Source organism: Pantoea sp. FN0305 (genome assembly GCF_050113845.1).
Taxonomy (GTDB): Bacteria; Pseudomonadota; Gammaproteobacteria; order Enterobacterales; family Enterobacteriaceae; genus Mixta; species Mixta alhagi.
Genome location: NZ_JBNJSN010000006.1, coordinates 101,307 through 124,960, shown reverse-complemented (window position 1 = coordinate 124,960; position 23,654 = coordinate 101,307). Strand labels below are relative to the sequence as shown.

The following is a 23,654-nucleotide window of genomic DNA, read 5'->3' as shown; positions in this document are numbered from 1 at the left end:
AATTATCGACTTTGAGAGGATAAGGTAATGCAAGTTATTCTGCTTGATAAAGTAGCAAACCTGGGCGGCCTGGGCGATCAGGTTAACGTTAAAGCGGGCTATGCTCGTAACTTCCTGGTTCCGCAGGGCAAAGCTGTGCCGGCAACCAAGAAAAACGTTGAGTTCTTCGAAACTCGCCGTGCTGAACTGGAAGCCAAACTGGCTGACGTTCTGGCAGCAGCCAACGCTCGTGCTGAAAGCATCAATGCACTGGGCACCGTAACCATCGCTTCTAAAGCGGGTGACGAAGGCAAACTGTTCGGTTCTATCGGTACCCGTGACATCGCTGACGCTGTAACTGCAGCTGGCGTTGAAGTGGCTAAGAGCGAAGTTCGCCTGCCGAACGGCGTTCTGCGTACCACTGGTGAGCACGAAGTGAGCTTCCAGGTTCACAGCGAAGTGTTTGCTAAGCTGAACGTGAACGTAGTTGCTGAATAAGTTATTTCAGTAACATGAAAATGCCGGCCCTGGGCCGGCATTTTTGTTTTTGCATCTAACCACTGCTTGTTTCTGCTGCGTTTTATTGTGCTCGCAAAAAAGAGCCGTCCGGCTGGCGGGTAAACAGCACCGGGCCGTTCTCGCCCTCTACCGTAAGCCCGGTCACCACGCCATTGCTGTCCTGACGAATTTTCACCTGCTGTCCACTTTGCAGGCTGCTTAGCGGCTTATCATCGCCTTCAACGCGCGCCATCGCGAAAACATCGTTCACCTGGAGATTATTATCCCGGAATAGCTGCGCCAGCGTTTGACCAGAGGCGATCTGATAGCTGCGCCACTGACCATTATCCTGGGTGGGTTGCGCAGGCTGAGCGGGCGGCGTCGCAGGTGGGTTATCATAAATTTCCGCCTGCAGCGGCACCTCTTTACTGCCATCGTCGCTGACCGGGCGCGGCGCACTGTCACGTGGCGCTGAGACTGGCCAGAGAAAAGCCAGCAGCACCACGATAAGCACCAGAATAATGCCACGCCGATGCGCTGGCGGCAGTGGCTGCATCCAGCTAATACCATCCGGCAGATGCCAGAGGCGGGTCAGCCATAAGCGAATGCCAGAATGGGAGTCCTTGAGCATAATGTTACCTCCGGCACCTTGTGCGCGTCGCGGTTGCTTTCCTCGATGCAGTATGGGCAAAAAAGACGCAAAGTGCCTGTCTGGGTTATAAAAATTGCGATGGCGTTATTGTTTCCTTTTCATTACAAAAAGTCATCGAAAGAATGCAGATTTTACCCCTGCAACGCAGGCTGTTATGCTGCGTCTTCTTTTGATTGATTGGTGAAAGGATAAAATATGACAACCCCTTCTTTTGACAGCCTTGAAGCGCAGGCAAGCTACGGTATTGGTTTGCAGGTAGGGCAGCAGTTGCTGGATTCTGGCCTGCAGGGATTACTGCCGGAAGCGATGGTAGCGGGCCTGCGTGATGCGCTGGAAGGGAATGCGCCAGCGGTACCGGTTGATGTAGTGCATCGCGCGCTGCGCGAAGTACATGAGCGTGCGGATGCCGTACGTCGTGAGCGTCAGCAGGCGATGGCGGCAGAAGGTCAAACCTGGCTGCAGGAAAACGCCCAGCGTGAAGGGGTAAACAGCACCGAATCCGGGCTGCAGTTCCGTGTCATCAATCAGGGTACCGGCCCGATTCCTTCTCGTCAGGACCACGTGCGCGTTCACTACACCGGTAAGCTGATCGACGGCACGGTATTTGACAGCTCGGTCGCGCGTGGCGAGCCAGCAGAGTTTCCGGTAAGCGGCGTGATTGCTGGCTGGATTGAAGCCCTGACGCTGATGCCGGTGGGTTCTAAATGGGAGCTGACGATTCCACACAATCTGGCCTATGGCGAGCGTGGCGCAGGCGCATCGATTCCACCGTTCAGTACGCTGGTATTTGAAGTGGAATTATTAGACATTATCTAACCACTCTTATTTAATAATATAAAGGCAAAAAGGATAAACTTTTTGCCTTTATTATAATGTAGTAAAATTGCCTGTTGTTTCCCCTGCTTTGTTTTTATTTATCCTTATTTATATATTTCCTAATTCGATGTATCCGCTTATTGCTTTATGAAATTGATTTTCACTATACTTTGCTTGCCTTAATAATAAGGAATTTAGTAAATCAACCTACACATAAAAGAGGGACTATTATGCGTCAGCTAAACGACAAGGAAATGGAGCAAATCTCCGGCGGCCTGCTTGGTGTATTCGATAAAATCGGTTTGAATATTGGGGCCGCTATTGGCAGCATTGTAGATAAAGGGACTGCACTGGGCGGTCTGGTCACAAACGCAACAGAAGCAGGTACCCTGTTAGGCTCAGGCATTGGCAAACTGCTGGATTTGAACATCACAGGCGCAATCACCGATATCGGTAATGGTGTAGTCAGTATTGTCGATAACGGTTTGAGCGCTATCAAACAGCTGTTCGGCAAAAAATAATGCTGTTCTACTCCATATAATATTTTATAGCTTCCTTGATTATGTAAAACGGGTCATTTGTTTTCACGCTATGGGAGCTAATGGGATATTATTGTCTGGTGTTAATTCAGGAATCATAAAAAGCCAGCCGAAGCTGGCTTTTTATATTATTTTTGCAGGTCGATGCGATAAATAGCAAAGCCATTTTCGTCCTGGCTGATATAGCTTAGCGGATAACGACCATAGCGGGAAATAAAATCTGCGGCTTTCGCTGAAGGCGAGGTTTCAAAACGAATATCCAGCGGTACAGCGCTCTGGACAGGAGCCAGACGCCAGTTATTATCCGCCTGCGGATGCACTTCCCCCTGCGCTTTGGTTTGCGCGCTAATCCAGGCTGAAACGATCGCGCGGTTCTCATCAGGTGAAGAGAAAGCAATATATTTTTCTCCGGTCCCGGCAAACTTGCCGCCCCAGGCACGATAGTTATTGGTTGCGATCAGGAAGGTGGCGCTGGCCTCGATGGGTTTACCCTGCCAGGTGAGATTTTTAATGCGTGACGCTTGCGGATGAATTAACTGACATTCCTCATCATAACGAGCTGGTTGCGTCACATCTATCTGATAGTTCACGCCATCAATCACATCAAAATTATAGGTGCGGTAGTTCCAGTTAATCAGCGCCTGCGGCTGCCGCTGTTGCGGGTCGATCTGATTAAACTGTCCGGCAGAACATTCCAGCCATTGCTTTACCTGCTCGCCGTTAACTTTCATCACCACCAGCGTATTGGGATAGAGGTAAAGGTCTGCAGCGTTACGAAACGTGAGTTCGCCCTTTTCCACTTCCACATAGCTGGCCGGATCGTTTTTACGCCCTCCCGCTTTAAAAGGCGCGGCGGCGGAAAGCACCGGAATATTGGCCAGATCGGGGTCGCCCTGAATAAAATGCTCAACGTAAGCGCGCTGCGCGTTATTCACGATTTGCACCGTAGGATCGTCCTGCACCAGCGACAGATAGCTGTACATCACGTCTGAAGATTTACCGATCGGCTGTGCGACAAAATCACGCGTGGCGCGATGAGCGTCAGCCAGCACCTGCACCAGGGCGCGATCTTCCTGCGCCAGCGATTTTTTCGCCGCCTTATCATAAATTGGGCGCGCCTCGGCACGTGCCTGGGTCACTTTCCATTGTCCTTCGTCATTATTTAGCGTCAGATCCACTATGCCAAGGTGATCACCCCACATGCCCGGCATGACCGCCGGTATTCCGTTGAGCGTGCCCTGTTTGATATCCGCACCGGGAATAGCGGCAAAATCGGCGCTGGGGAAGACGGCGTGCGCATGGCCAAACATAATGGCGTCAATGCCCGGCACTTTGCTGAGATACCACACGGAATTTTCAGCCAGCGCATGATAAGGTTCGCTCGATAAACCAGAGTGCGCGACGGCGATGATCACGTCCGCGCCCTGTTGACGCATCACAGGCACCCAACGTCTGGCGCTTTCAGTTATATCATCAACCGTTATTTTTCCCTGCAGGTTCGCCCGATCCCAGACCATAATTTGTGGCGGTACAAAACCGATATAGCCCACGTTCAATGTGTAGCTTTTTCCGTCCCGCCCGATCACCTTCTCTGGTTTAATCAGCCAGGGAGTAAAGCGTGGTTTGCCCGTAGCGGTATCGATAATGTTGGCGTTGATATAGGGGAAATGAGCCCCTGCCAGCGCCTTCTGCAGATAGTCCAGACCATAGTTAAATTCATGATTGCCCAGATTGCCGACGCTGTAGCCCAGCGTATTCATCGCCTGATAGACCGGATGCGTTTCTCCCGCCTTTAGTCCCTTTGCGGCCATGTAATCACCAAGCGGGCTGCCCTGGATAACGTCGCCGTTATCTACCAGCACGCTATTTTTAACTTCCGCACGCGCCGCAGCGATCAGCGTGGCGGTGCGCACCAGGCCAAATTTATCGCTGGGTTTGTCTTTGTAATAATCGAAATCCATCATGTTGCTGTGCAGATCGGTGGTTTCCATAATGCGAAAATCCACCGTGGCAGCGGAAAGCGGAATCGAAACCGTGGCCATCACCAGAAGCGCAGTACCCTTAACCATTTTTTCCTCCTGAAAGTAATCGCTACAAACTTCTCAAATTAATCTGCAAAGGTTACGTTTCATCGCACGAATTTGTGATAGTGAACAGATAAATAACCCTTATTAAGGTCTGTGACCGTTATGCGCGAAATGGCCCAGGGAAAGGGTAATGCAGTAATGCGTGAATTATGCTATTGATAACTAAACGATCTACAAATACGACTGGCTGGCAGCCGCTGACTGTGGCATCTGAATGCCAGCTGCTATGCTTAAACAGCATGATCAATCATCGTAAGTCCCGGCACTGTCGTCAGGCTTACTTCGGTCATCGACAAAGAGGTGAAAAATGTTAGAGCAAATCTGCCAGCTGGCGCGTGAAGCGGGCGACGCCATCATGAATATTTACGATGGTCAGGCGCCGCTCGACGTTTCTCACAAATCTGACGATTCGCCCGTGACCACTGCCGATATTGCGGCGCACCGCGTGATTATCCGGGGGCTGCAGCAGCTTACGCCCGAGGTGCCGATTGTTTCCGAAGAGGATCCGCCTGCTTTTGAGGTACGTCAGCACTGGCAGCGTTATTGGCTGGTCGATCCGCTGGATGGCACCAAAGAATTTATTAAACGTAACGGTGAGTTTACGGTAAATATCGCGCTGATCGATCAGGGCAAACCGGTACTTGGCGTTGTCTATGCGCCGGTGCTGGGCGTGATGTATTCCGCTGCGGAAGGTAAAGCCTGGAAAGAAGAGAACGGGCAAAAAACGCAGATTAAAATCCGTGATGCGCGACCGCCGCTGGTGGTTGTCAGCCGTTCTCATCAGGATGGCGATGAGCTGACGGAATATCTCAAGCAGCTGGGCGAACATCAAACGGTGGTCATTGGCTCCTCGCTTAAATTTTGCCTGGTTGCGGAAGGTAAGGCTCAGCTCTATCCGCGCTTTGGGCCGACCAACAGCTGGGACACCGCTGCTGGTCACGCGGTAGCGCTGGCCGCAGGCGCGCATGTTCATGACTGGAAAGGGCGCTCGCTGGACTATACGCCGCGCGAGTCCTTCCTCAACCCTGGCTTTCGCGTCTCTATTTTCTGAGGTGCATCTATTTAAGCAGCTGATGCAGCAGGGAGATAACCTGCTGCGTTTCTTGCGCCGTCAGCGCACCATCTTTCGCAAAGCGCACCCTGCCATTTTTATCTAACACCACTACCGCAGAGCCGCCATCCTCCAGCTGCCAGGCCCGTTTCGCCGCACCGTTGCTGTCGACGATAAACTGTGACCAGGGATACTGTTTCTTATTGCTCTCAATGCTGCTGCGCACAAACATACCGGTACCGGGGATAGCGTCGTCAGTATTGATAATGGTGGTGGTTTGATAGCGATCCTGCGGCAGATGCGCCTGTTTTATCGCTTCCAACAGCGCAGCATTTTTCTCTTTAGCGGATGAGCGTCCGGCCATATGTTGCACCACGCGCACTTTACCGATCAGCTGCGCGCTATTCCACGGCCGATAGCTAAAATTATCCTGTTGATAGTTAAGCTCTCCTTTATCACTGATGCCTACCGGCGCAACGCGCTGGCCGTTGACAAAATCATGAGCATGGCTGCTAAAAGGCAGCAACAGGCTAAATACGAGGGCGAGCGGGGCGTGTCTCATTATTATCTCCATGTTGGCGGGTGATCCGACCAGTTGGTCATGTTTTTGAAATAATAAGCAGCCATTATGCTGCTGTCGCATCAACTTGCCAGCTTTGCGGCTGACTGCACAAATTGGCTCAGGCAGGGGGTTTATACTGCTTTATATGAGTGCATTAACAGAGTCTCCTGTAATGATGTGTCAATACAGTAAAAAAAGTTAATTTTAGGAACACAGGAAGCGGACGATGTTCTATAGTTTACCGGCACTTTGCGCTTCAAGGGCTCGTACCGATTTTGGCAACGGCGGAGCGTATTAATTTTTCAGGAGTTGAAAGCAACATGAAGATTTTTCAGCGTTATAATCCTTTCCAGATCGCCAAATACGTTAAAACACTGTTTAAAGGAAGGATTTACATCAAGGATGTAGGCGCGTTCGAGTTCGATAAAGGCAAAATCCTCGTTCCACGCGTTAAAGACAAGCAGCATTTTAGCGTAATGTCGGAAGTCAACCGTCAGGTGCTTCGGCTGCAGGCAGAGTATCAGTAATAAAACAGGGCGCGATTAACGCGCCCTTGTGCTGTCTGGCGGCAAACAATTGGCTGAGCCGCCTGAAAAATCCTGCAAACCTTCCTATTCTTCCATATCTTTGTTTATCGTCAGGGTTGCCGGACGTTCATCAATACGCGTAACCAGTAGCTGATCGATACGATAGCTATCAATATCCACCACTTCGAACTTATAGCCTGCAAACTTAACAAAATCGGTACGCTTGGGGATTTTGCGCAGCATGTACATCATGAAGCCGCCGATGGTTTCATAGTTGCCCGACTGCGGAAACTCGTTGATATCCAGCACGCGCATCACATCATCAATCGGTGTGCCGCCTTCTACCAGCCAGGAGTTTTCATCACGGGCGACAATCTGTTCTTCCAGCCCTTGCCCTACCAGATCGCCCATCAGCGTGGTCATTACGTCGTTCAGCGTAATAATGCCCACTACCAGCGCGTACTCGTTCATGATAACCGCAAAATCTTCACCGGCGGTTTTGAAGCTTTCCAGCGCTTCGGAAAGCGTCAGGGTATCAGGAACAATCAGCGCAGAACGGATTTGCAGGCCGCTGTTGAGCGCCATGCTTTGATTACCCAGCACGCGCAGCAGCAGCTCTTTGGAATCGACATAACCGACGATATGGTCGATATCGCCGTTACAGACTAAAAACTTGGAGTGGGGATGCAGCGCAATCTTCTCTTTCAGGCTGCTTTCTTCTTCATGCAGATCGAACCAGATAATGTTCTCGCGCGAGGTCATTGAAGAAGGGACCGTGCGCGATTCCAGCTCAAACACATTCTCAATCAACTCATGCTCCTGCTTGCGCAGCACGCCCGCCAGCGCGCCCGCTTCCACAACGGCATAAATATCGTCAGAGGTGATGTCGTCTTTACGCACCATGGGAATTTTAAACAGGCGGAAAATCATGTTCGCCATACCGTTGAAGAACCACACCATCGGGCGGAACATCAGCAAACAGAAACGCATGGGATTAATAATGCGCAGCGCGATAGCTTCCGGCGAGATCATCCCGATACGCTTTGGCGTCAAATCGGCGAACAGAATAAACAGGCTGGTCACCAGGGTAAAGGAACAGATAAAACTGAGCTGTTCCGCCAGTTCAGGCGAAACCAGACCATCGAACAGTTTCTGGAAAGAAGGAGAAAAAGCGGAGTCGCCAACGATACCGCCAAGAATAGCCACGGCGTTCAGGCCAATTTGCACCACGGTAAAGAACATCCCCGGCGTTTCCTGCATTTTCAGCACGCGCTGCGCGTTGATATTGCCATCATCGGCCAGCAGTTTGAGTTTAATTTTACGCGCGGCGGCCAGCGATATTTCTGACAGAGAAAAGAAGGCGCTGATCGCAATCAACACGAGTATGACAAGCAAGCTATCTAACATAAAGATTCCGTTGGTTTTTGATACTTGTCATTTTTGGCCTGGGCAGCGCGCGTTGCGGCATCACTGCAGCTTTCCATTTATGCTGGGCTATCCGTGCCAAAAATGTCTGCGCCGGTTCGACACACAGGTCGGGGCAGAAAGGGATGATAACAGCCGCATAAGCGGCCGCTGTGGATTATAGCAGTAGCTCTGCTCAGCCCGCCAGCGCTGTTGCTGCGCCATCTTGTTTAATAAACAAGCGGACATTCCCGGGGCATTAAAACAACCATATTCGCCGTTATTGCGCGAACAAGCAGCATTGTTGGTTGTAACGCGGCGCAGCTTTGCCGACAATAACGGCAAAATTTGCTTTTGGGGCGCTTTTTTATTTGCTGTGCGCATAGTCGCAACGGCAAGAGGAAAGCTATGCTGTTAACCAAACTCGACATCGACATTAGCGCCTGTTGGTTCGCAATGTTATTTGTCCCCTGGGAAAAAGGGGGATTCGGCAACATTAACAGGAGTAAGCGTGCCACGATTTCATCTCTATTGCATAGCCTGTTTGCTGATAGCAGCGCCTGGCGCTCAGGCCGCGAACATTCGCTTACAGCTCGAGGGATTAACCGGAGATTTGCAGAAAAACGTCAGGGCACAGCTTTCCACAATCGATACCGATGAAGTGAGTGCTGACGGCCGTTTTCGTGCGCGGGTTAAAAAAGCCATTGAAGAAGGGCTGCGCGCGCTGGGCTACTACGAATCTGATATCAATTTTGAAAGCCGTCCGGCTCCGGCAAAAGGCGGCAGACCGGTACTGATTGCACGCGTTTCAGCAGGCGAGCCGGTAAAGATCGCCGGTAGCACCATTATTCTGCGCGGCGATGCGCGTAATGATGCGGAGTATCAGCAGTGGGTAAGAGAGGGACGTCCTGAAAACGGCACCATTCTTAATCACGGCAAGTATGAAAGTTTCAAAAAAGGCTTTACCAATCTGGCGCTGCGCAACGGCTATTTTGACGGTGATTTCAAGAAAAGTCAGCTGGGCGTATCCGTAGAGCGCCGCGAAGCGTTCTGGGATCTCGATTACGACAGCGGCAAGCGCTATCGCTTTGGCGACGTGACCTTTGAAGGATCGCAGATCCGCGATGAGTATCTGCAAAACCTGGTGCCGTTTCACGAAGGCGATTATTACAGCTCACGCGATCTGGCTGAGCTAAACCGTCGCCTGTCGGCGACCGGCTGGTTTAATTCAGTGGTGGTCGCGCCGGAATTCGATAAAACCACGGCGGATAAAGTTTTACCGCTGAGCGGCGTGGTCTCGCCGCGCACCGAAAACACCATTGAAACCGGCATCGGCTACGCTACTGACGTCGGGCCGCGGCTGAAAACCACCTGGCGTAAGCCGTGGGTGAATTCACGCGGACACAGCCTGTCGACCAGTGCCAACCTATCAGCACCTGAGCAGCAGCTTGATTTTAGCTATAAGGTGCCGCTGCTGAAAAATCCGCTGGAACAATATTATTTGGTTCAGGGCGGCCTGAAGCGCACCGACCTGAACGATACCAAAGCAGATTCCAGCACGCTGGCGCTGTCGCGCTACTGGGATAACAGCTCCGGCTGGCAAAAAGCCATCAATTTGCGCTGGAGTCTGGATCACTTTACCCAGGCGAACGTCACCAACACCACCATGCTGATCTATCCCGGCGTCAGTGTTAACCGCACCCGCTCGCGCGGCGGGCTGATGCCAGACTGGGGCGACTCCCAACGCTATTCTGTCGATATTTCTGATACCACCTGGGGATCGGATGTCGATTTTCTTGTTTTACAGGCGCAAAACGTCTGGATCCGTACGCTGGCGGAGCGGCATCGCTTTGTGGCGCGCGGCAACCTCGGCTGGATTGAAACCAACGACTTTGAAAAAGTGCCGCCCGATCTGCGTTTCTTCGCCGGAGGCGACCGCAGTATTCGCGGCTACAAATATAAAGGCATCTCTCCACGCAATGATGACGGCAAGCTGACCGGGGCGTCGAAACTGGCGATCGGCTCGCTGGAGTATCAATACAACGTGACCGGCAAATGGTGGGGCGCGGTATTTGTGGATTCCGGCGAAGCGGTGAACGATATCAAGCGAAGCAACTTTAAAACCGGCGTCGGTATAGGCGTACGCTGGGCCTCGCCGGTTGGGCCGATTAAGTTCGACCTGGCGCGGCCTGTGGGTGATAAAGAGGAACACGGTTTGCAGTTTTACATCGGACTGGGGCCTGAACTATGAAGCTATGGAAAAAGGTCCTGATTGGGATTCTGATTTTTTTAGCAGTGCTGGCAGGCGGCGGGCTGCTGCTGGTGGGCACTACGCCCGGCCTGCATCTGCTGTTGAACGGCGCAGCGCGCTGGGTGCCAGGTTTATCTATTCAGCAGGTGAATGGCGGCTGGCGTAACCTGACGTTGAAAGGGGTGCGCTATGAAATGCCGGGCGTAACGCTGAACGCTGGCGAATTCCACCTGGCCGTACAGCTGGGCTGTCTGAAAAACTCCGCGTTCTGCGTTAACGATCTTGGGCTGAAAGATCTCAATGTTGTGGTGGACAGCAGCAAAATGACGCCATCCAACGCACCGCCGCCGGAAGAAGAGAGCGGCAGCGGTGAGATCAGTACGCCTTATCCCATTACGCTGCGTCATCTCAGCCTGCACAATATCAATCTTAAAATTGATAATACCGCAATTTCCCTGCTCGATTTTTCTACCGGCCTGCACTGGCAGGAGCGTGCGCTTACCTTAACGCCAACGCGTATTCAGAGCCTGCTTATCGCGCTGCCGAAAGCGGCGCAGGTGGCTAATGAACAGGTGGTACAACCCAAGATCCAGCAGCCTCAGGCGCAGGAGAAACCGCTGGGCGAAACGCTGAAAGCAATGTTCGAGCAGCCGCTGCTGCCAGCGATGCCTGATTTCCGCCTGCCGCTTGATATTGAGGTACAGGAGATCGTGGGCGAACAGCTGCGGATCACCGGCGATACCGAGCTGGCAGTCAATCGTTTACTGCTGAAAGCGAAAACGCAGGATCGTCTGTTACAGTTGCAAACGCTGGATATTGATTCGCCGCAGGGGCAGCTTAAGGCCAGTGGACAGGCGCAGCTTGCCGGTAACTGGCCGGTAGCTTTCAACCTCAACGGCGCGCTGAACGTCGAGCCGCTGAAGGGCGAGAAGATCAAAATGACGCTTGGCGGCGCTATGCGTCAGCAGCTTCAGCTGGGAGTGAATCTCTCCGGCCCGCTGAATGCACAGCTTACCGGCCAAACCGAGCTGGCCACCGTTGGTCTGCCGCTGCAGCTAAAATTAACCAGTCCACAGCTGCGCTGGCCGCTCAGTGGCGCAACGCAGTATCATGCGGATAATCTGGATTTCAGCTTTAGCGGCAAGGCAACCGACTATGTGATGTCGTTGCGCACCGCTTTGCAGGGCGAAGCCATTCCGCCAGCCGATCTGGCGCTGGACGGCAAGGGCAATGTTGAACAGTTCAGCCTTGATAAATTGCGGCTGTCGACGTTACAAGGCCATGCCGATCTTAGCGGTCTGGTGGACTGGAGCAAAGCGATCAGCTGGCGCAGCGAACTCACGCTGAACGGGATTAATACTGCCCGGCACTATCCTGACTGGCCCGCCACGCTGGAGGGTAAAGTCACCACGCGCGGCAGCCTGTATGGCGGGAGCTGGCAGATGCGCGTGCCGGAACTCCGGCTGCGCGGCAAAGTGCGGCAGAACGCAGTTTCGGCAGATGGCTCGCTGTATGGCAACAGCTACAACCAGTGGAATATTCCCGGGATTAAACTGGTGCTGGGACGCAACAATATCGATCTGAAGGGGGAACTGGGTGATGCGCTTAACCTGGATGCCAATATTGACGCGCCGCATCTGGACAACGCGCTGCCTGGTCTGGGCGGCGTGGCGAAAGGCACCATCAAAGCGCGCGGAACGCTACAGGCGCCGCAACTGCTGGCAGATATTACCGCCACCGGCCTGCGCTGGCAGGAGCTGACCATTGCCCGCGTGCGGCTGGATGGTGATGTGAAATCAAGCGAACAGGTGGCAGGCAAGCTACATCTGCGCGTTGAACAGCTGAAGCAGGCATCGCTGGCGATTAATCAGCTAACGCTGAACGCAGACGGCAATGAGCAGAAACACCAGGTGAAGCTTAACGTCAACGGCGATCCGGTTTCGGGCCAGCTGGCGCTGAACGGCAGTTTCGATCGTCAGCAGCAACGCTGGCAGGGGACGCTGAATAACACCTTCTTTGATACGCCGGTAGGCGAGTGGCGACTCACCCGCGCCATCTCAATTGATTATCAGAACGCGCGACAAACCGCGACCATTGGCGCGCACTGCTGGCGCAATCCCAATGCGCAGCTCTGCGTGCCGCAGCCGATTGAGGCGGGGCCGGACGGTCATGCACGCGTAACGCTAAACCGCTTCGACCTGGCGATGATTAAGCCTTTCCTGCCGCAAGAGACGCAGCTGGTAGGCGTGTTCAGCGGCGATGCCGATGTTAGCTGGCATAGCGACGGCTCGCTGCCTACCGGACGGGTAGCGCTGAAAGGCAACGGCGTTAAAGTCACGCAGGATGTGCAGGGTAATGCGCTGCCGATCGCCTTCGATACCCTGAATCTTAACGCTGCCATGCGTAACGGCCAGGCGCAGCTAGAGTGGCTGCTGCGCATTGCCAATAACGGGCAGTTTGACGGCAAGGTTCAGATTAGCGATCCACAAAACCGCCGTAATCTCTCCGGCAATATCAATATCAACAACATGTCGCTGGCGCTGTTTAATCCGGCGCTGATGCGCGGCGAACAGGTGGCAGGTATGCTCAACAGCAATCTGCGCCTTGGCGGTAACCTGCAAAAGCCGCTGGTTTATGGGCAGCTGGGGCTGCGTGATGTGGACGTGGAAGGCAGTTTTATGCCGGTTGATCTGACCAGCGCTAACCTGACGATGGCATTTAACGGCATGAGCTCAACGCTGGCGGGGTTAATCCAGACTGCGCACGGACAGATTAACCTGGACGGCAATGCCGACTGGAGCCAGCTGGATAACTGGCGCGCTCATATTGCCGCACGCGGCGATCGCGTGCGGGTGACCGTTCCGCCGATGGTGCGCATGGATGTTTCGCCAGATCTGACGTTCGATGCTTCGCCCATCGCCTTTACGCTTGACGGTAAGGTGGATGTGCCCTGGGCGCGAATTACGGTTCAGGAGGTGCCAGAGAGCGCCGCCGGCGTCTCTTCCGATGAGGTGCTGCTGGATGAAAATCTACAGCCAGTAACCCCACAAACGGCGGCAATCCCAATTAACAGTAATCTGATTATTCACGTGGGCGATGATGTCCGTCTCAGCGCCTTTGGCCTGAAAGCGAAGCTGAATGGCGATCTCAAGCTGGTACAGGATAAACGCGGGCTGGGACTGAATGGTCAGATCAATATCCCCTCCGGTCGTTTCCATGCTTATGGACAGGATCTGCTGGTGCGTAAAGGCGAACTGCAGTTTGCCGGGCCGCCGGATCAGCCTTATATCAATCTGGAAGCCATTCGTAATCCCGAGGCAACCGAGGATGATGTGACCGCCGGGTTGCGTGTGACCGGGCTGGCGGATGAGCCAAAAGCGGAGATTTTCTCCGATCCGGCGATGTCGCAGCAGGAAGCGCTTTCTTACCTGTTGCGCGGGCAGGGACTGGATGCGGATGGCGACAGCAACGCCCTGACTTCCGCCCTTGTTGGTTTAGGGGTTGCGCAAAGTGGTCAAATTGTGGGTAAAATCGGCGAGACCTTCGGCGTTAGCAATCTTGCCCTTGATACTGCCGGTGTCGGTGACAGCCAGCAGGTTCAGGTCAGCGGTTATGTCCTGCCGGGTCTACAAGTAAAATATGGAGTGGGTATCTTTGATTCACTGGCGACTTTGACATTGCGTTATCGCCTGATGCCTAAGCTCTATTTGGAAGCAGTGTCCGGCGTCGACCAGGCACTCGATTTGCTCTATCAGTTTGAGTTTTAGCAATGCGAATAATTGTCTACGGCAGTTTACGGCGCAAACAGGGAAATAGTCACTGGATGACAAACGCGCAGTGGCTCGGCGATCATCAGATCGAGGGCTACGATCTTTACAATATTGGTCTCTATCCCGGCGTCGTGCCGGGAGAGGGCACCGTATATGGTGAAGTTTACCGAATTGATGCCAGTACGTTAGGTGAACTGGACGCGCTTCGAACCCGCGGCGGCGAGTATAAGCGTCAGCTGATTCAGACGCCGTACGGCAGCGCCTGGCTGTACGTGTATCAACGATCGGTAGCAGGATTGACGCATATCCCAAGCGGCGACTGGCTGCAACGGGATAATATTTCATCAGGTGAATAAAAAGCCACCTCCTTTGGAGGTGGCTTTACATAGTGGTAAGAGGGCTCTCACCCGATGGGCATTACTTCTTCGCAGCGCGTTCGAAAGAGGTACGGATCTCTTCTTTGGCCGCTTCCGCGTTATCCCAACCTTCAACTTTAACCCACTTGCCTTTTTCCAGATCTTTGTAATGTTCAAAGAAATGGGTAATCTGGGCACGCAGCAGTTCCGGCAGATCGTTCACATCTTTAATGTGATCGTATTCTTTGGAGAGCTTGGTGTGCGGTACGGCAACCAGCTTCGCATCTTCACCTGATTCGTCGGTCATTTTCAGCACGCCAACCGGACGGCAGCGAATGACTGAACCCGGCTGCAGCGGATACGGTGTCGGCACCAGTACGTCAACCGGGTCGCCATCCAGAGACAGCGTGTGGTTGATATAACCGTAGTTGCACGGATAGAACATAGCAGTCGACATAAAGCGGTCAACAAACAGCGCGCCAGACTCTTTATCTACTTCATATTTGATCGGATCGGCATTAGCCGGGATCTCGATAATGACATAAATATCTTCTGGCAGGTCTTTACCGGCAGGAACCTGGTTCAAACTCATCTCGCTTTCCTTCATTCGTCATAAGTTGAGTGACGGCTATTATAGCCAACTGACAATGAAAGTATGCCCCCTTTTTCCGCTTTCGGAATGCTCCAGCCAGGGTTATTTATTGAAAATAAACAGCGAAACCAGTCCGGCCGCGATCAGCGGGCCCACCGGCACGCCGCGAAACAGGGAAACGCCGATAATCGTACCGATCAGCAGGCCGCCGACAATGGTTGGCTGGCTGCTCATCAGCGTGACGCCGCGCCCGCCGAGCCAGGAAACCAGGATCCCTACCGCAATCGCCAGCAATGATTTCCAGTCGAGAAAAGATTTCAATAGCGTATTAAGCGGCAGAGAGCCACTGACCAGCGGCGAAAGCACGCCAATAGTAAGAATGATGATCCCCAGGGTCAGCCCCTGCTTTTCGATATAGGGGAAAAATTGTGACAGCGGCGTTAATTTAATCACCAACAACGCCGCGACGGAGAGCGTCACGGCGGTATTGTGAACCAACAAACTCAAACCACCGAGAACCAGCAAAATACATATTGAGGTAAAGGCCGTCATGTAACGCTCCATGACCCGACAGGAAACAAAAAAATACTATAACAACGGATACCGGCGGAGGCGAGCAGTGGCTGCGCCAGAAGTATTAACGCGCAGAAATATCATTAGTACGCAAATTAGTAAGTTATGTCCGTTATAGAGTTTGTTAATTATGCCGATATTTATAGAGAACAATAAGAATTCACCATGATCTTCAGACGAAGGAACGCAGAATGTATTATTTTATGGAAACTATCTTATGTTGAAAAATATATCGTTGCGTACAGCATTAATTTTCCTGCTAACAACAGTCACGCTGCTGTTGCTTATCGTCAGCGTTATTGGGCTTAGCGCGGTGCAAAAATCAAATGATTTTCTTGAGGAAATTGATTATATCGACAGCGAGATCATCAGTCCGCTTTATCAGCATAACAGTAATCTGTTTCGCGCACGTGCCACGGCGGCGACGGCGTTTTACCAACTCAGCAATAATCAACGGGCGGAAGCAGAAAAAAATATTACCCGCGTGATCGGTTATATCCAACAAGCGCAAAAAGCGATGGACAGGGTCATTGCCAGTCATATCGATACAGAAAACGGCAAAGAGCTATTTACGTCGCTTGAAGCCAGCTATCAACGTTACAGACAACAAGGCATCGACCCTTTATTACAGGCGCTGGAAAATAAAGACGCCAGTGCTTATTACCAGCTGGTAGGAAATGTGCTTACCTCTTCTACCGGCGGCTATCAACAGGCGTTTGATGCCTTCGCGCAGGACGCTAATCAAATCAGCAATATGCGCCTGGAGCAGGCGAAACTGAATGAGCAGGTAATGCAGATCAGTATTATCGTCTGCTGCCTGTTAACCCTGACGCTGCTGGTTATCGCATGGATGACATTAAAAGCGGTGCTGCTTAAACCATTGAATCAGGCGGTTGAACAGCTGGAACATATCGCCATCGGCGATCTGACGCAGCCGATACCGGATGCGGGCCGCAATGAACTGGGGCGCTTACTTGAAGCGATGAGAAAAATGCAACAGGGACTGCTTGATTCCGTTAGCCAGGTGATGGAAGCCTCGTTACAAATCGATGTGGGTAGTCGTGAACTTTCGTTAGGCAATCTCAACCTGTCACAGCGCACAGAAGAGTCGGCGGCCTCGCTGAAGCAAACGGCGGACAGCATTGAAAAATTAACCCTGACGGTGAAACAGAACGCTGACAATGCCTTGCAGGCGCATCAGCTGGCGCGCAATGTTTCCACTACTGCCGAAACGGGTGCTGAAGAGGTCAGCAGCGTTACCGGCAAGATGCAGGAAATAGCTGAAAGCGCCAACCATATCGCTGATATTTTGGGCGTTATTGACGGCATTGCTTTCCAGACCAATATTTTGGCATTGAACGCCTCGGTGGAGGCGGCGCGCGCCGGGGAGCAGGGGCGCGGCTTCGCCGTGGTGGCGAGTGAAGTGCGCAACCTGGCGCAGCGCAGCGCAGGAGCGGCAAAAGAGATCCGTCAGTTAATTGGCGAGTCGCAAGGTCGGGTGAAAGAGGGGAGCGACATGGCGCAGCGCGCCGGCGCAACCATAAATGCTATCGCGACCGAAGTGAAACATGTTACCGCCCTGATGAGAGAGATTTCTGACGCATCGCTGGAGCAAAGCCACGATATCGAGCAGATCAATCAGGCGGTGAGTCAGATGGATGAAGTGGCGCAGCAAAATGCCGCATTAGTCGAGCAGGCCACAGCGGCCACGCAGTCGCTGGAAGAGCAGTCGCGTCAGATGGTAAGTAGCATGTCGCAGTTTCGGGTAAGTATAGCGAAATAAGCGCAGCAGGCAGGCGCATCGGGCCATAATGAAAAAGGCCGCCCGAATCATGGGCGGCCTTGTTTATCTTTTAAGCCTGATGATCGTCTGGATATTCACGCATAAAGCGCTCGACATCTTCAACCATCGCATCGTTACCGACAAAGAAGGGGCAACGCTGATGCAACGCTTCCGGCTGCAGATCAAGGATACGGTTTTTACCGTCGCTGGCTTTACCGCCCGCCTGTTCGGCGAGGAAGGCCATCGGGTTGCACTCGTACAGCAGGCGCAGCTTACCGCTGGGGTGGCTGGCGGTGCTGGGATAGAGATAGATGCCGCCCTTCAGCAGATTGCGGTGAAAATCCGCTACCAAAGAGCCGATATAACGCGAGGTATAAGGACGATGTGTCGCTTTATCCTCTTCCTGACAGAACTTCAGGTACTTCTTCACGCCCTGCGGGAAGCGAATATAGTTGCCTTCGTTAATGGAGTAGGTATAGCCCTTCTCCGGGAAGGTCATACGCTCCTGACTCAGGCAAAATACGCCCAACGACGGATCGTAGGTAAAGGCATGTACGCCACAGCCCGTGGTATAAACCAGCATGGTTGAGGAGCCGTAAACCACGTAACCCGCAGCCACCTGTTTATTGCCCGGCTGCATAAAGTCCGCTTCGGTCACTGGCGTACCGGGTGGCGTCACGCGACGATAAATAGAGAAAATCGTACCGACCGACACGTTGACATCGATATTCGACGAGCCATCCAGCGGGTCCATTAAAACCACATATTTACCATTTTCCACGCCTTCGAAAATAACGATTTCGTCCTCTTCTTCAGACGCGATACCGGCTACGATGCCGCGCGCTTTTAACGCCGCCTTGAGTTTTTCGTTGGCGAACAGGTCGAGCTTCATCTGCTGCTCGCCCTGAACGTTTTCAACGCCGCTGGCGCCCAGAATATCAACCAGCCCGGCTTTATTAATATCGCGATGGATAATTTTAGCACCGAGCTTAATAGCGGAGATCAGCGCCGTCAGTTCACCTGTGGCATGCGGAAAGTCGTGTTGCTTCTCGACGATGAATTCGCCTAATGTTTTCATAACACAATCCCTGAATCTACGATGGAGTAGCAGCATAGGGTACAAAGCTGCAACGTATGCCATCGCAGTTTAACGGAATGAACCGCAAAGACCATAGGTCAAATCCGTTTCTTCCCGCGCTGCTCGGCGCTACACTGTGCCCCGAACTTTTTCGAAAACGGATCTTTTATGCGTATTCATATCCTGGGTATCTGTGGCACTTTTATGGGCGGGCTGGCGATGCTGGCGCGTGCGATGGGCCATGAAGTCACCGGCTCTGACGCCAACGTTTATCCGCCCATGAGCGTGCTGCTGGAGAATCAAGGCATTGATTTGATTCAGGGTTACGACGCCAGTCAGCTCGATCCCGCGCCCGATTTAGTCATTATCGGCAACGCAATGACGCGGGGCAACGCCTGCGTTGAAGCGGTGCTTGAGCGCAATATTCCCTATATGTCCGGACCGCAGTGGCTGCATGATTTTGTGCTGCGCGACCGCTGGGTGATCGCCGTTGCGGGAACCCATGGGAAAACCACCACCGCAGGCATGACAGCGTGGATTTTACAGGCTTGCGGGCTGGAACCGGGGTTTGTTATTGGCGGCGTGCCGGGAAATTTCTCGGTATCGGCAACTTTAGGAAAAAGCCCATTCTTCGTGATTGAGGCTGACGAATATGACTGCGCCTTTTTTGATAAGCGCTCCAAGTTTGTTCATTATTGCCCGCGCACGCTGATTTTGAACAACCTCGAATTCGATCACGCCGATATTTTTGACGATCTGCGCGCAATTCAGAAGCAGTTCCATCATTTAGTCCGTATCGTGCCGGGTCAGGGCAAAATTTTGCTGCCGGAGCACGATACCAACCTGAAACAGGTAATGGCGATGGGATGCTGGAGCGAGCAGGAAACGGTGGGTGAGAACGGCCGCTGGCAGGCGAAAAAAGTGACGGCGGACGCTTCATGTTGGGAAGCCTGGCTGGATGGCGAACGCGTTGCGGAAGTGAACTGGTCGCTGGTGGGCGAACACAACATGCATAACGGCCTGATGGCTATTGCCGCTGCGCGACACGTTGGCGTGAAGCCGGAAGATGCCGGACGCGCGCTGGATGAATTTATCAACGCGCGTCGGCGTCTGGAACTGCGCGGCGAAGCCAGCGGCATTAAAGTCTATGACGACTTCGCTCATCATCCTACGGCGATTCTGGCGACGCTGGCTGCGCTACGCAGCAAAGTAGGTGGCACCGCCCGTATCCTTGCCGTGCTGGAGCCACGCTCGAACACCATGAAGCTGGGGGTCAGCAAAGATGACCTCGCGCCTGCTCTGGGGCGTGCCGATGAAGTCTTTCTTTTCCAGCCGCATCATATTCCCTGGCAGGTAGCAGAAGTGGCGGATGCCTGCATCCAGCCCGCTTTCTGGAGCGCTGATGTTGATGCCCTGGTAGAGATGATCGCCAAACATGCGCATCCGGGCGATACCATTCTGGTAATGAGCAACGGCGGCTTTGGCGGTATTCATCAGAAACTGCTGGATCGCTTAGCAAAATAACGGAACGTTAAGCGCAAACCGCATCATTAACGGTGGGAAGTCAGCGTTACGCTCAGTGTAGAGAGCGTAACGCTGTTGCTGCGGGGGACGACAACTTACGCGCTTTCAGCCAGTTCGCGCAGATACTGGAAGATCTGACGATACGACTTTGGCGGTTTGTTGGCGGCCTTTTCTTTTTGCGCGTTGCGGATCATGCTGCGCAGCTGCTGGCGATCGGCATGTGGGTAGAGGTTAAGCACCTCAGGCATCGCGTCATCGCCCTGTTCGACTAAACGGTCGCGCATCGCTTCCAGCTTATGGAACAGTGCAATCTGCTGGTTATGCCGGTTCTTCAGCTTATCCAGCGCCTGGTAGATCGGATCGGGATCGCGCGCGCGCAGCAGCTTGCCAATCAGCTGCATTTGACGGCGTCGGCCCTCTTTCTTGATGCGTTGCGCCAGCTCGATCGCGTCGCGCAACTCTTCATCCAGCGGCAGGCGATCAAGAGAGTTTTTCCCCAGATCGACCATCTCCGCACCGAGTCGCTTTAGCTCCTCGGCATCACGTTTAATCTCACTCTTACTGACCCAGATAATCTCTTCATCTTCTTCTTCTTGATTATCCGGTACGTCGTCGAGCCACTCTTCGGGGTGTTTCGTCATTATCAGGCTCCTGAAAAAGAGGCTAATGCTATCAGGTTACGCGGCTACTGCGAAATTGTTCTCTGACTCTGTTAGACTCCAGATAAGGATACAACTCACGCGTTGCCTTGCAATGTCTGGCTCAGCAGGACCCGCCGGCGCAGGCAGACCGTACTCATCATATTATGGTAGATCAATGAAAATACTCACTCAGGTTGCAGAACAACGTAAAGTGCTGGAGCAGGCGGTAGCCCAGGCGCTGGAGCTGGCGAAAGCAGGTACCGACGGCGCTGAGGTAGCGGTCAGTAAAACCACGGGTATTGGCGTCAGTACTCGTTATGGTGAGGTAGAAAACGTTGAGTTTAACAGCGATGGCGCGCTGGGCATTACTGTCTACTACCAAAACCGCAAGGGAAGCGCCTCTTCCACCGATCTCAGCAGTGACGCAATCAAACGCACCGTACAGGCAGCGGTAGATATCGCCCGTTACACCTCGCCCGATCCCTATGCCGGGATGGCCGATCGCGAGCTGCTGGCCTTTGACGCGCCGGATCTCGATCTTTTCCACCCGTGGGAGATCGATCCTGACAAAGCGATCGAGCTGGCGGCGCGTGCGGAGCAGGCTTCGCTGCAGGCGGATAAACGTATTACCAATACCGAAGGCGGCAGCTTCAACAGTCACGTCGGGATTAAAGTCTTTGGCAACAGTCACGGTATGCTGCAAAGCTATTGCTCCAGCCGCCACTCGCTCTCCAGCTGCGTGATCGCCGAAGCGGAAGGGGATATGGAACGTGATTACGCCTATACCATTGGCCGCGCATTAGACGATCTTCAGTCGCCAGAGTGGGTTGGGCAAGAGTGCGCACGCCGTACTCTGTCACGCCTGGCACCGCGCAAGCTGCCAACCATGAAGGCACCGGTCATTTTCGCCCCGGAAGTCGCAACTGGCCTGTTTGGTCACCTGGTCGGCGCAATCAGCGGCAGCAGCGTCTATCGTAAATCCACCTTCCTGCTTGATGCGCTGGGCACCCAGATCCTGCCGGAATGGCTGACCATTGAAGAAAAGCCGCATCTGTTAAAAGGGCTGGCTTCCACGCCGTTTGATAGCGAGGGCGTACGCACTCAGGATCGTGAGATCGTCAAGGCGGGCGTGCTACAAACCTGGCTGCTGACCAGCTACGCGGCGCGTAAGCTGGGGCTGCAAAGCACCGGTCATGCGGGCGGCATCCATAACTGGCGTATCGCGGGTCAGGGCAGCAGCTTTGACGATCTGCTTAAACAGATGGGCAAGGGTTTGGTTGTCACTGAGCTGATGGGGCAGGGCGTAAGCGGCATCACCGGTGACTATTCACGCGGCGCAGCGGGATTCTGGGTTGAGAATGGCGAAATTCAGTATCCGGTAAGCGAGATTACCATTGCCGGCAACCTGAAAGATATGTGGCGTAATATTGTGACCGTAGGCAACGATATTGAAACACGTAGTAATATCCAGTGCGGCTCCGTGCTGCTGCCGGAAATGAGCATCGCCGGACAATAATGGAATAAATATAAAAACCGGGTGCGCTGGCGTATCCGGTTTTTGTAATCAGCACCATAAAATGCCTCTTTTTAACCTATTACTAAATAATGGGTGCCAACTCACATTTCCTCACCATTTTTTATTCATAACTTTTTCTTATTTATAAACAAATAGGGCGTTTCCCTCTTTTTCGTTCCCGCTGTTTATTTCTGACTGTTGCGTAAATTCGCGCTATTCCCTGCATGAAATGGGTTTCTTTTCCCCTTATTTTGCACAGAATAACTTTTTTGCGACTTTGCGCAGCGGATGCGCTGTTATTTCCACTTCGTGGCGGAAAAATTCGGGCTACAAACCCACCGGCGATAGCGCTACTTTGTTTCCAACGCGAAACAAATGGACCTTCAGGCAATCAGGAGTGGGAAAGGTGAATAACAGTGCGGTGCAAAAGCCGGTCAGCGATGCAGAAATAGATGCGCTTGCCGAACAGGTAAAAAAACAAATAGACCAGATCTTTGCCGCAGAGGCTATTCATGCCAATGCGGTACAGCAACAGATGCTGGCTTCCCACGTACGCGCTATGGCGCTGCGCTCATTAACCGGTGAGCCGCTGCCAGAAGTTGAAGCGGAACTGTTTGAGGATATCTCTCCTGAATCAATGCGGCTGGCACAGCAGGTCGTGGATCTGTTTGGCAACCTGCCGCGTGAAGAGACGTGGCTGCTTTCGGTTCATTTCGAAGTAGCGAAATCAAATTAATCAACGGCAGGCCGAGGCCAGCCAGCAGTTAGCAACCCAACAGAAGGAACGCAATATGGTAACCGTAGTGATTGGCGATCGTTTAGGTAAAGGACAAAAAGTTGCGGCCGGGATCGAAAAAGCGGGCGGGCGTGCGGTAGTGGTGCCTGGCGTCGCGGCGGATATGAAACTGGGCGATGTGATGAAGGCGGAAAACGCCGACTTCGGCATCTCTTTTTGTGGCAGCGGCGGTGCAGGCGCGATCACGGCGCAAAACAAATATGGCTATAAGGCCAAACACGGCATGCGCTCGATAGATGAAGGCGTGACGGCGATTAACGAAGGCGCCAACGTACTGGGATTTGGCTTTATGGATAAAGAGGAACTGGGCGAGAAGCTGGTGCTGGCCTGGAATAAAAAATACGGCAGCTAAACATGAAACAGCAATTCACCACTTCGGTTCTGGTCAGCGGCAAAGGCGATACGCAAAGCAGAGCTTTTGCCGATGCGCTCAGCCATGTGCAGCACAAGGTGCTGCAGTCCACCCAGAAAGTTTTGCTGCGCATCGAGCCACAGGACGTAAAGGTTATTCGTGCGCAGCAAAGCGTCAGAAAAGAGAAGTTTCTGTTCTTTTTTCTGCCGCGTGAACGACGGAGCTACAGCGTGGAGCTGGAAATTACCGTCAACGTGACCGTGATTGATACCGACAAGGTGGAATTTACGATCGCGCAATAAAAACG

General features: G+C 53.0%; 22 protein-coding genes. 14 read left to right on the top strand and 8 right to left on the bottom strand.

The features are described 5' to 3' along the window. The first annotated feature begins 27 nt into the window (after positions 1-27). Positions 28-477 (top strand): 50S ribosomal protein L9, encoded by a 450-nt coding sequence (rplI, locus tag ACQE3Y_RS13465; RefSeq protein WP_085069879.1) that lies wholly within the window; start codon positions 28-30, stop codon positions 475-477. 82 nt (positions 478-559) lie between these two features. Here the strand turns inward: rplI and ACQE3Y_RS13460 are convergent, their stop codons facing one another. Next, positions 560-1,108, bottom strand: a complete 549-nt coding sequence (locus ACQE3Y_RS13460; RefSeq protein ID WP_426981880.1) for a LysM-like peptidoglycan-binding domain-containing protein — start codon at positions 1,106-1,108, stop codon at positions 560-562. Positions 1,109-1,324: 216 nt separating this feature from the next. Between ACQE3Y_RS13460 and fklB the strand changes: the two genes are divergently transcribed. Both fklB and ACQE3Y_RS13450 read left to right on the top strand, forming a co-directional pair. Beyond that, a complete protein-coding gene (gene fklB / locus ACQE3Y_RS13455; protein ID WP_426981879.1) occupies positions 1,325-1,945 on the top strand; it encodes an FKBP-type peptidyl-prolyl cis-trans isomerase in 621 nt (206 codons plus the stop codon). A 230-nt stretch (positions 1,946-2,175) separates the two neighbouring features. Beyond that, positions 2,176-2,466, top strand: a complete 291-nt coding sequence (locus ACQE3Y_RS13450; protein WP_426973274.1) for a class IIb bacteriocin, lactobin A/cerein 7B family — start codon at positions 2,176-2,178, stop codon at positions 2,464-2,466. A 146-nt stretch (positions 2,467-2,612) separates the two neighbouring features. Here the strand turns inward: ACQE3Y_RS13450 and ACQE3Y_RS13445 are convergent, their stop codons facing one another. Continuing rightward, positions 2,613-4,553: a bifunctional 2',3'-cyclic-nucleotide 2'-phosphodiesterase/3'-nucleotidase gene (locus ACQE3Y_RS13445; RefSeq protein ID WP_426981878.1), complete on the bottom strand. Its 1,941-nt coding sequence runs from the start codon at positions 4,551-4,553 to the stop codon at positions 2,613-2,615. Positions 4,554-4,878: 325 nt separating this feature from the next. Between ACQE3Y_RS13445 and cysQ the strand changes: the two genes are divergently transcribed. After that, positions 4,879-5,622, top strand: coding sequence for a 3'(2'),5'-bisphosphate nucleotidase CysQ (gene cysQ / locus ACQE3Y_RS13440; RefSeq protein WP_426973277.1), 744 nt, complete (start codon positions 4,879-4,881; stop codon positions 5,620-5,622). Positions 5,623-5,629: 7 nt separating this feature from the next. Here the strand turns inward: cysQ and ACQE3Y_RS13435 are convergent, their stop codons facing one another. Beyond that, positions 5,630-6,184, bottom strand: a complete 555-nt coding sequence (locus tag ACQE3Y_RS13435) for a YtfJ family protein (RefSeq protein WP_426981877.1) — start codon at positions 6,182-6,184, stop codon at positions 5,630-5,632. Between the two features lie 320 nt (positions 6,185-6,504). Here ACQE3Y_RS13435 and ACQE3Y_RS13430 point away from each other — a divergent pair, with 320 nt between their 5' ends. Then, the gene (locus ACQE3Y_RS13430) at positions 6,505-6,711 is read left to right on the top strand and encodes a DUF1107 domain-containing protein (protein WP_085069893.1); all 207 of its coding nucleotides are present in this window, start codon (positions 6,505-6,507) and stop codon (positions 6,709-6,711) included. Positions 6,712-6,795: 84 nt separating this feature from the next. Here ACQE3Y_RS13430 and ACQE3Y_RS13425 read toward each other — a convergent pair whose 3' ends face one another. Beyond that, on the bottom strand, positions 6,796-8,118 hold the full coding sequence (locus ACQE3Y_RS13425; protein WP_250650954.1) for a hemolysin family protein: 1,323 nt from the start codon (positions 8,116-8,118) through the stop codon (positions 6,796-6,798). A gap of 508 nt (positions 8,119-8,626) precedes the next feature. On the opposite strand from ACQE3Y_RS13425, the gene tamA reads away from it, so the two are divergent. Genes tamA through ACQE3Y_RS13410 form a run of 3 tightly spaced genes read left to right on the top strand, consistent with a single transcriptional unit; the run spans position 8,627 to position 14,492 of the window. Then, positions 8,627-10,366: an autotransporter assembly complex protein TamA gene (gene tamA / locus ACQE3Y_RS13420; protein WP_426981876.1), complete on the top strand. Its 1,740-nt coding sequence runs from the start codon at positions 8,627-8,629 to the stop codon at positions 10,364-10,366. Then, positions 10,363-14,133: an autotransporter assembly complex protein TamB gene (tamB, locus tag ACQE3Y_RS13415; RefSeq protein ID WP_426981875.1), complete on the top strand. Its 3,771-nt coding sequence runs from the start codon at positions 10,363-10,365 to the stop codon at positions 14,131-14,133. The genes tamA and tamB overlap by 4 nt, the downstream gene beginning before the upstream one ends. 2 nt (positions 14,134-14,135) lie before the next feature. Next, entirely contained in the window at positions 14,136-14,492 is a 357-nt protein-coding gene (locus tag ACQE3Y_RS13410) for a gamma-glutamylcyclotransferase family protein (protein ID WP_426973282.1), read from the top strand. A 61-nt stretch (positions 14,493-14,553) separates the two neighbouring features. Here the strand turns inward: ACQE3Y_RS13410 and ppa are convergent, their stop codons facing one another. Both ppa and ACQE3Y_RS13400 read right to left on the bottom strand, forming a co-directional pair. Beyond that, the gene (ppa, locus tag ACQE3Y_RS13405) at positions 14,554-15,084 is read right to left on the bottom strand and encodes an inorganic diphosphatase (protein ID WP_250650950.1); all 531 of its coding nucleotides are present in this window, start codon (positions 15,082-15,084) and stop codon (positions 14,554-14,556) included. 102 nt (positions 15,085-15,186) lie between these two features. Beyond that, positions 15,187-15,636 (bottom strand): DUF441 domain-containing protein, encoded by a 450-nt coding sequence (locus ACQE3Y_RS13400; RefSeq protein WP_426981874.1) that lies wholly within the window; start codon positions 15,634-15,636, stop codon positions 15,187-15,189. Positions 15,637-15,874: 238 nt separating this feature from the next. Here ACQE3Y_RS13400 and ACQE3Y_RS13395 point away from each other — a divergent pair, with 238 nt between their 5' ends. Beyond that, on the top strand, positions 15,875-17,440 hold the full coding sequence (locus ACQE3Y_RS13395) for a methyl-accepting chemotaxis protein (RefSeq protein ID WP_426981873.1): 1,566 nt from the start codon (positions 15,875-15,877) through the stop codon (positions 17,438-17,440). A gap of 70 nt (positions 17,441-17,510) precedes the next feature. On the opposite strand, the gene fbp is transcribed toward ACQE3Y_RS13395, so the two are convergent. Further along, complete coding sequence (fbp, locus tag ACQE3Y_RS13390) at positions 17,511-18,518, bottom strand: class 1 fructose-bisphosphatase (RefSeq protein WP_426973286.1); 1,008 nt, start codon at positions 18,516-18,518, stop codon at positions 17,511-17,513. 168 nt (positions 18,519-18,686) lie between these two features. Between fbp and mpl the strand changes: the two genes are divergently transcribed. Beyond that, a complete protein-coding gene (mpl, locus tag ACQE3Y_RS13385; RefSeq protein ID WP_426973288.1) occupies positions 18,687-20,042 on the top strand; it encodes a UDP-N-acetylmuramate:L-alanyl-gamma-D-glutamyl-meso-diaminopimelate ligase in 1,356 nt (451 codons plus the stop codon). 95 nt (positions 20,043-20,137) lie between these two features. On the opposite strand, the gene yjgA is transcribed toward mpl, so the two are convergent. Continuing rightward, complete coding sequence (gene yjgA, locus ACQE3Y_RS13380) at positions 20,138-20,683, bottom strand: ribosome biogenesis factor YjgA (RefSeq protein WP_085069914.1); 546 nt, start codon at positions 20,681-20,683, stop codon at positions 20,138-20,140. 175 nt (positions 20,684-20,858) lie between these two features. On the opposite strand from yjgA, the gene pmbA reads away from it, so the two are divergent. From pmbA to ACQE3Y_RS13360, 4 genes are all read left to right on the top strand, one after another. Then, a complete protein-coding gene (pmbA, locus tag ACQE3Y_RS13375; protein ID WP_426981872.1) occupies positions 20,859-22,199 on the top strand; it encodes a metalloprotease PmbA in 1,341 nt (446 codons plus the stop codon). A gap of 406 nt (positions 22,200-22,605) precedes the next feature. Next, positions 22,606-22,935 (top strand): glycine dehydrogenase, encoded by a 330-nt coding sequence (locus tag ACQE3Y_RS13370; protein WP_426973291.1) that lies wholly within the window; start codon positions 22,606-22,608, stop codon positions 22,933-22,935. Positions 22,936-22,990: 55 nt separating this feature from the next. Further along, positions 22,991-23,347 carry an SFCGS family glycine-rich protein gene (locus ACQE3Y_RS13365; RefSeq protein ID WP_085069919.1) on the top strand — a complete coding sequence of 119 codons (357 nt, stop codon included), beginning with the start codon at positions 22,991-22,993 and terminating at the stop codon, positions 23,345-23,347. 2 nt (positions 23,348-23,349) lie between these two features. Beyond that, entirely contained in the window at positions 23,350-23,649 is a 300-nt protein-coding gene (locus ACQE3Y_RS13360) for a DUF4312 family protein (RefSeq protein ID WP_250650944.1), read from the top strand. The last annotated feature ends 5 nt before the right edge of the window (positions 23,650-23,654 follow it).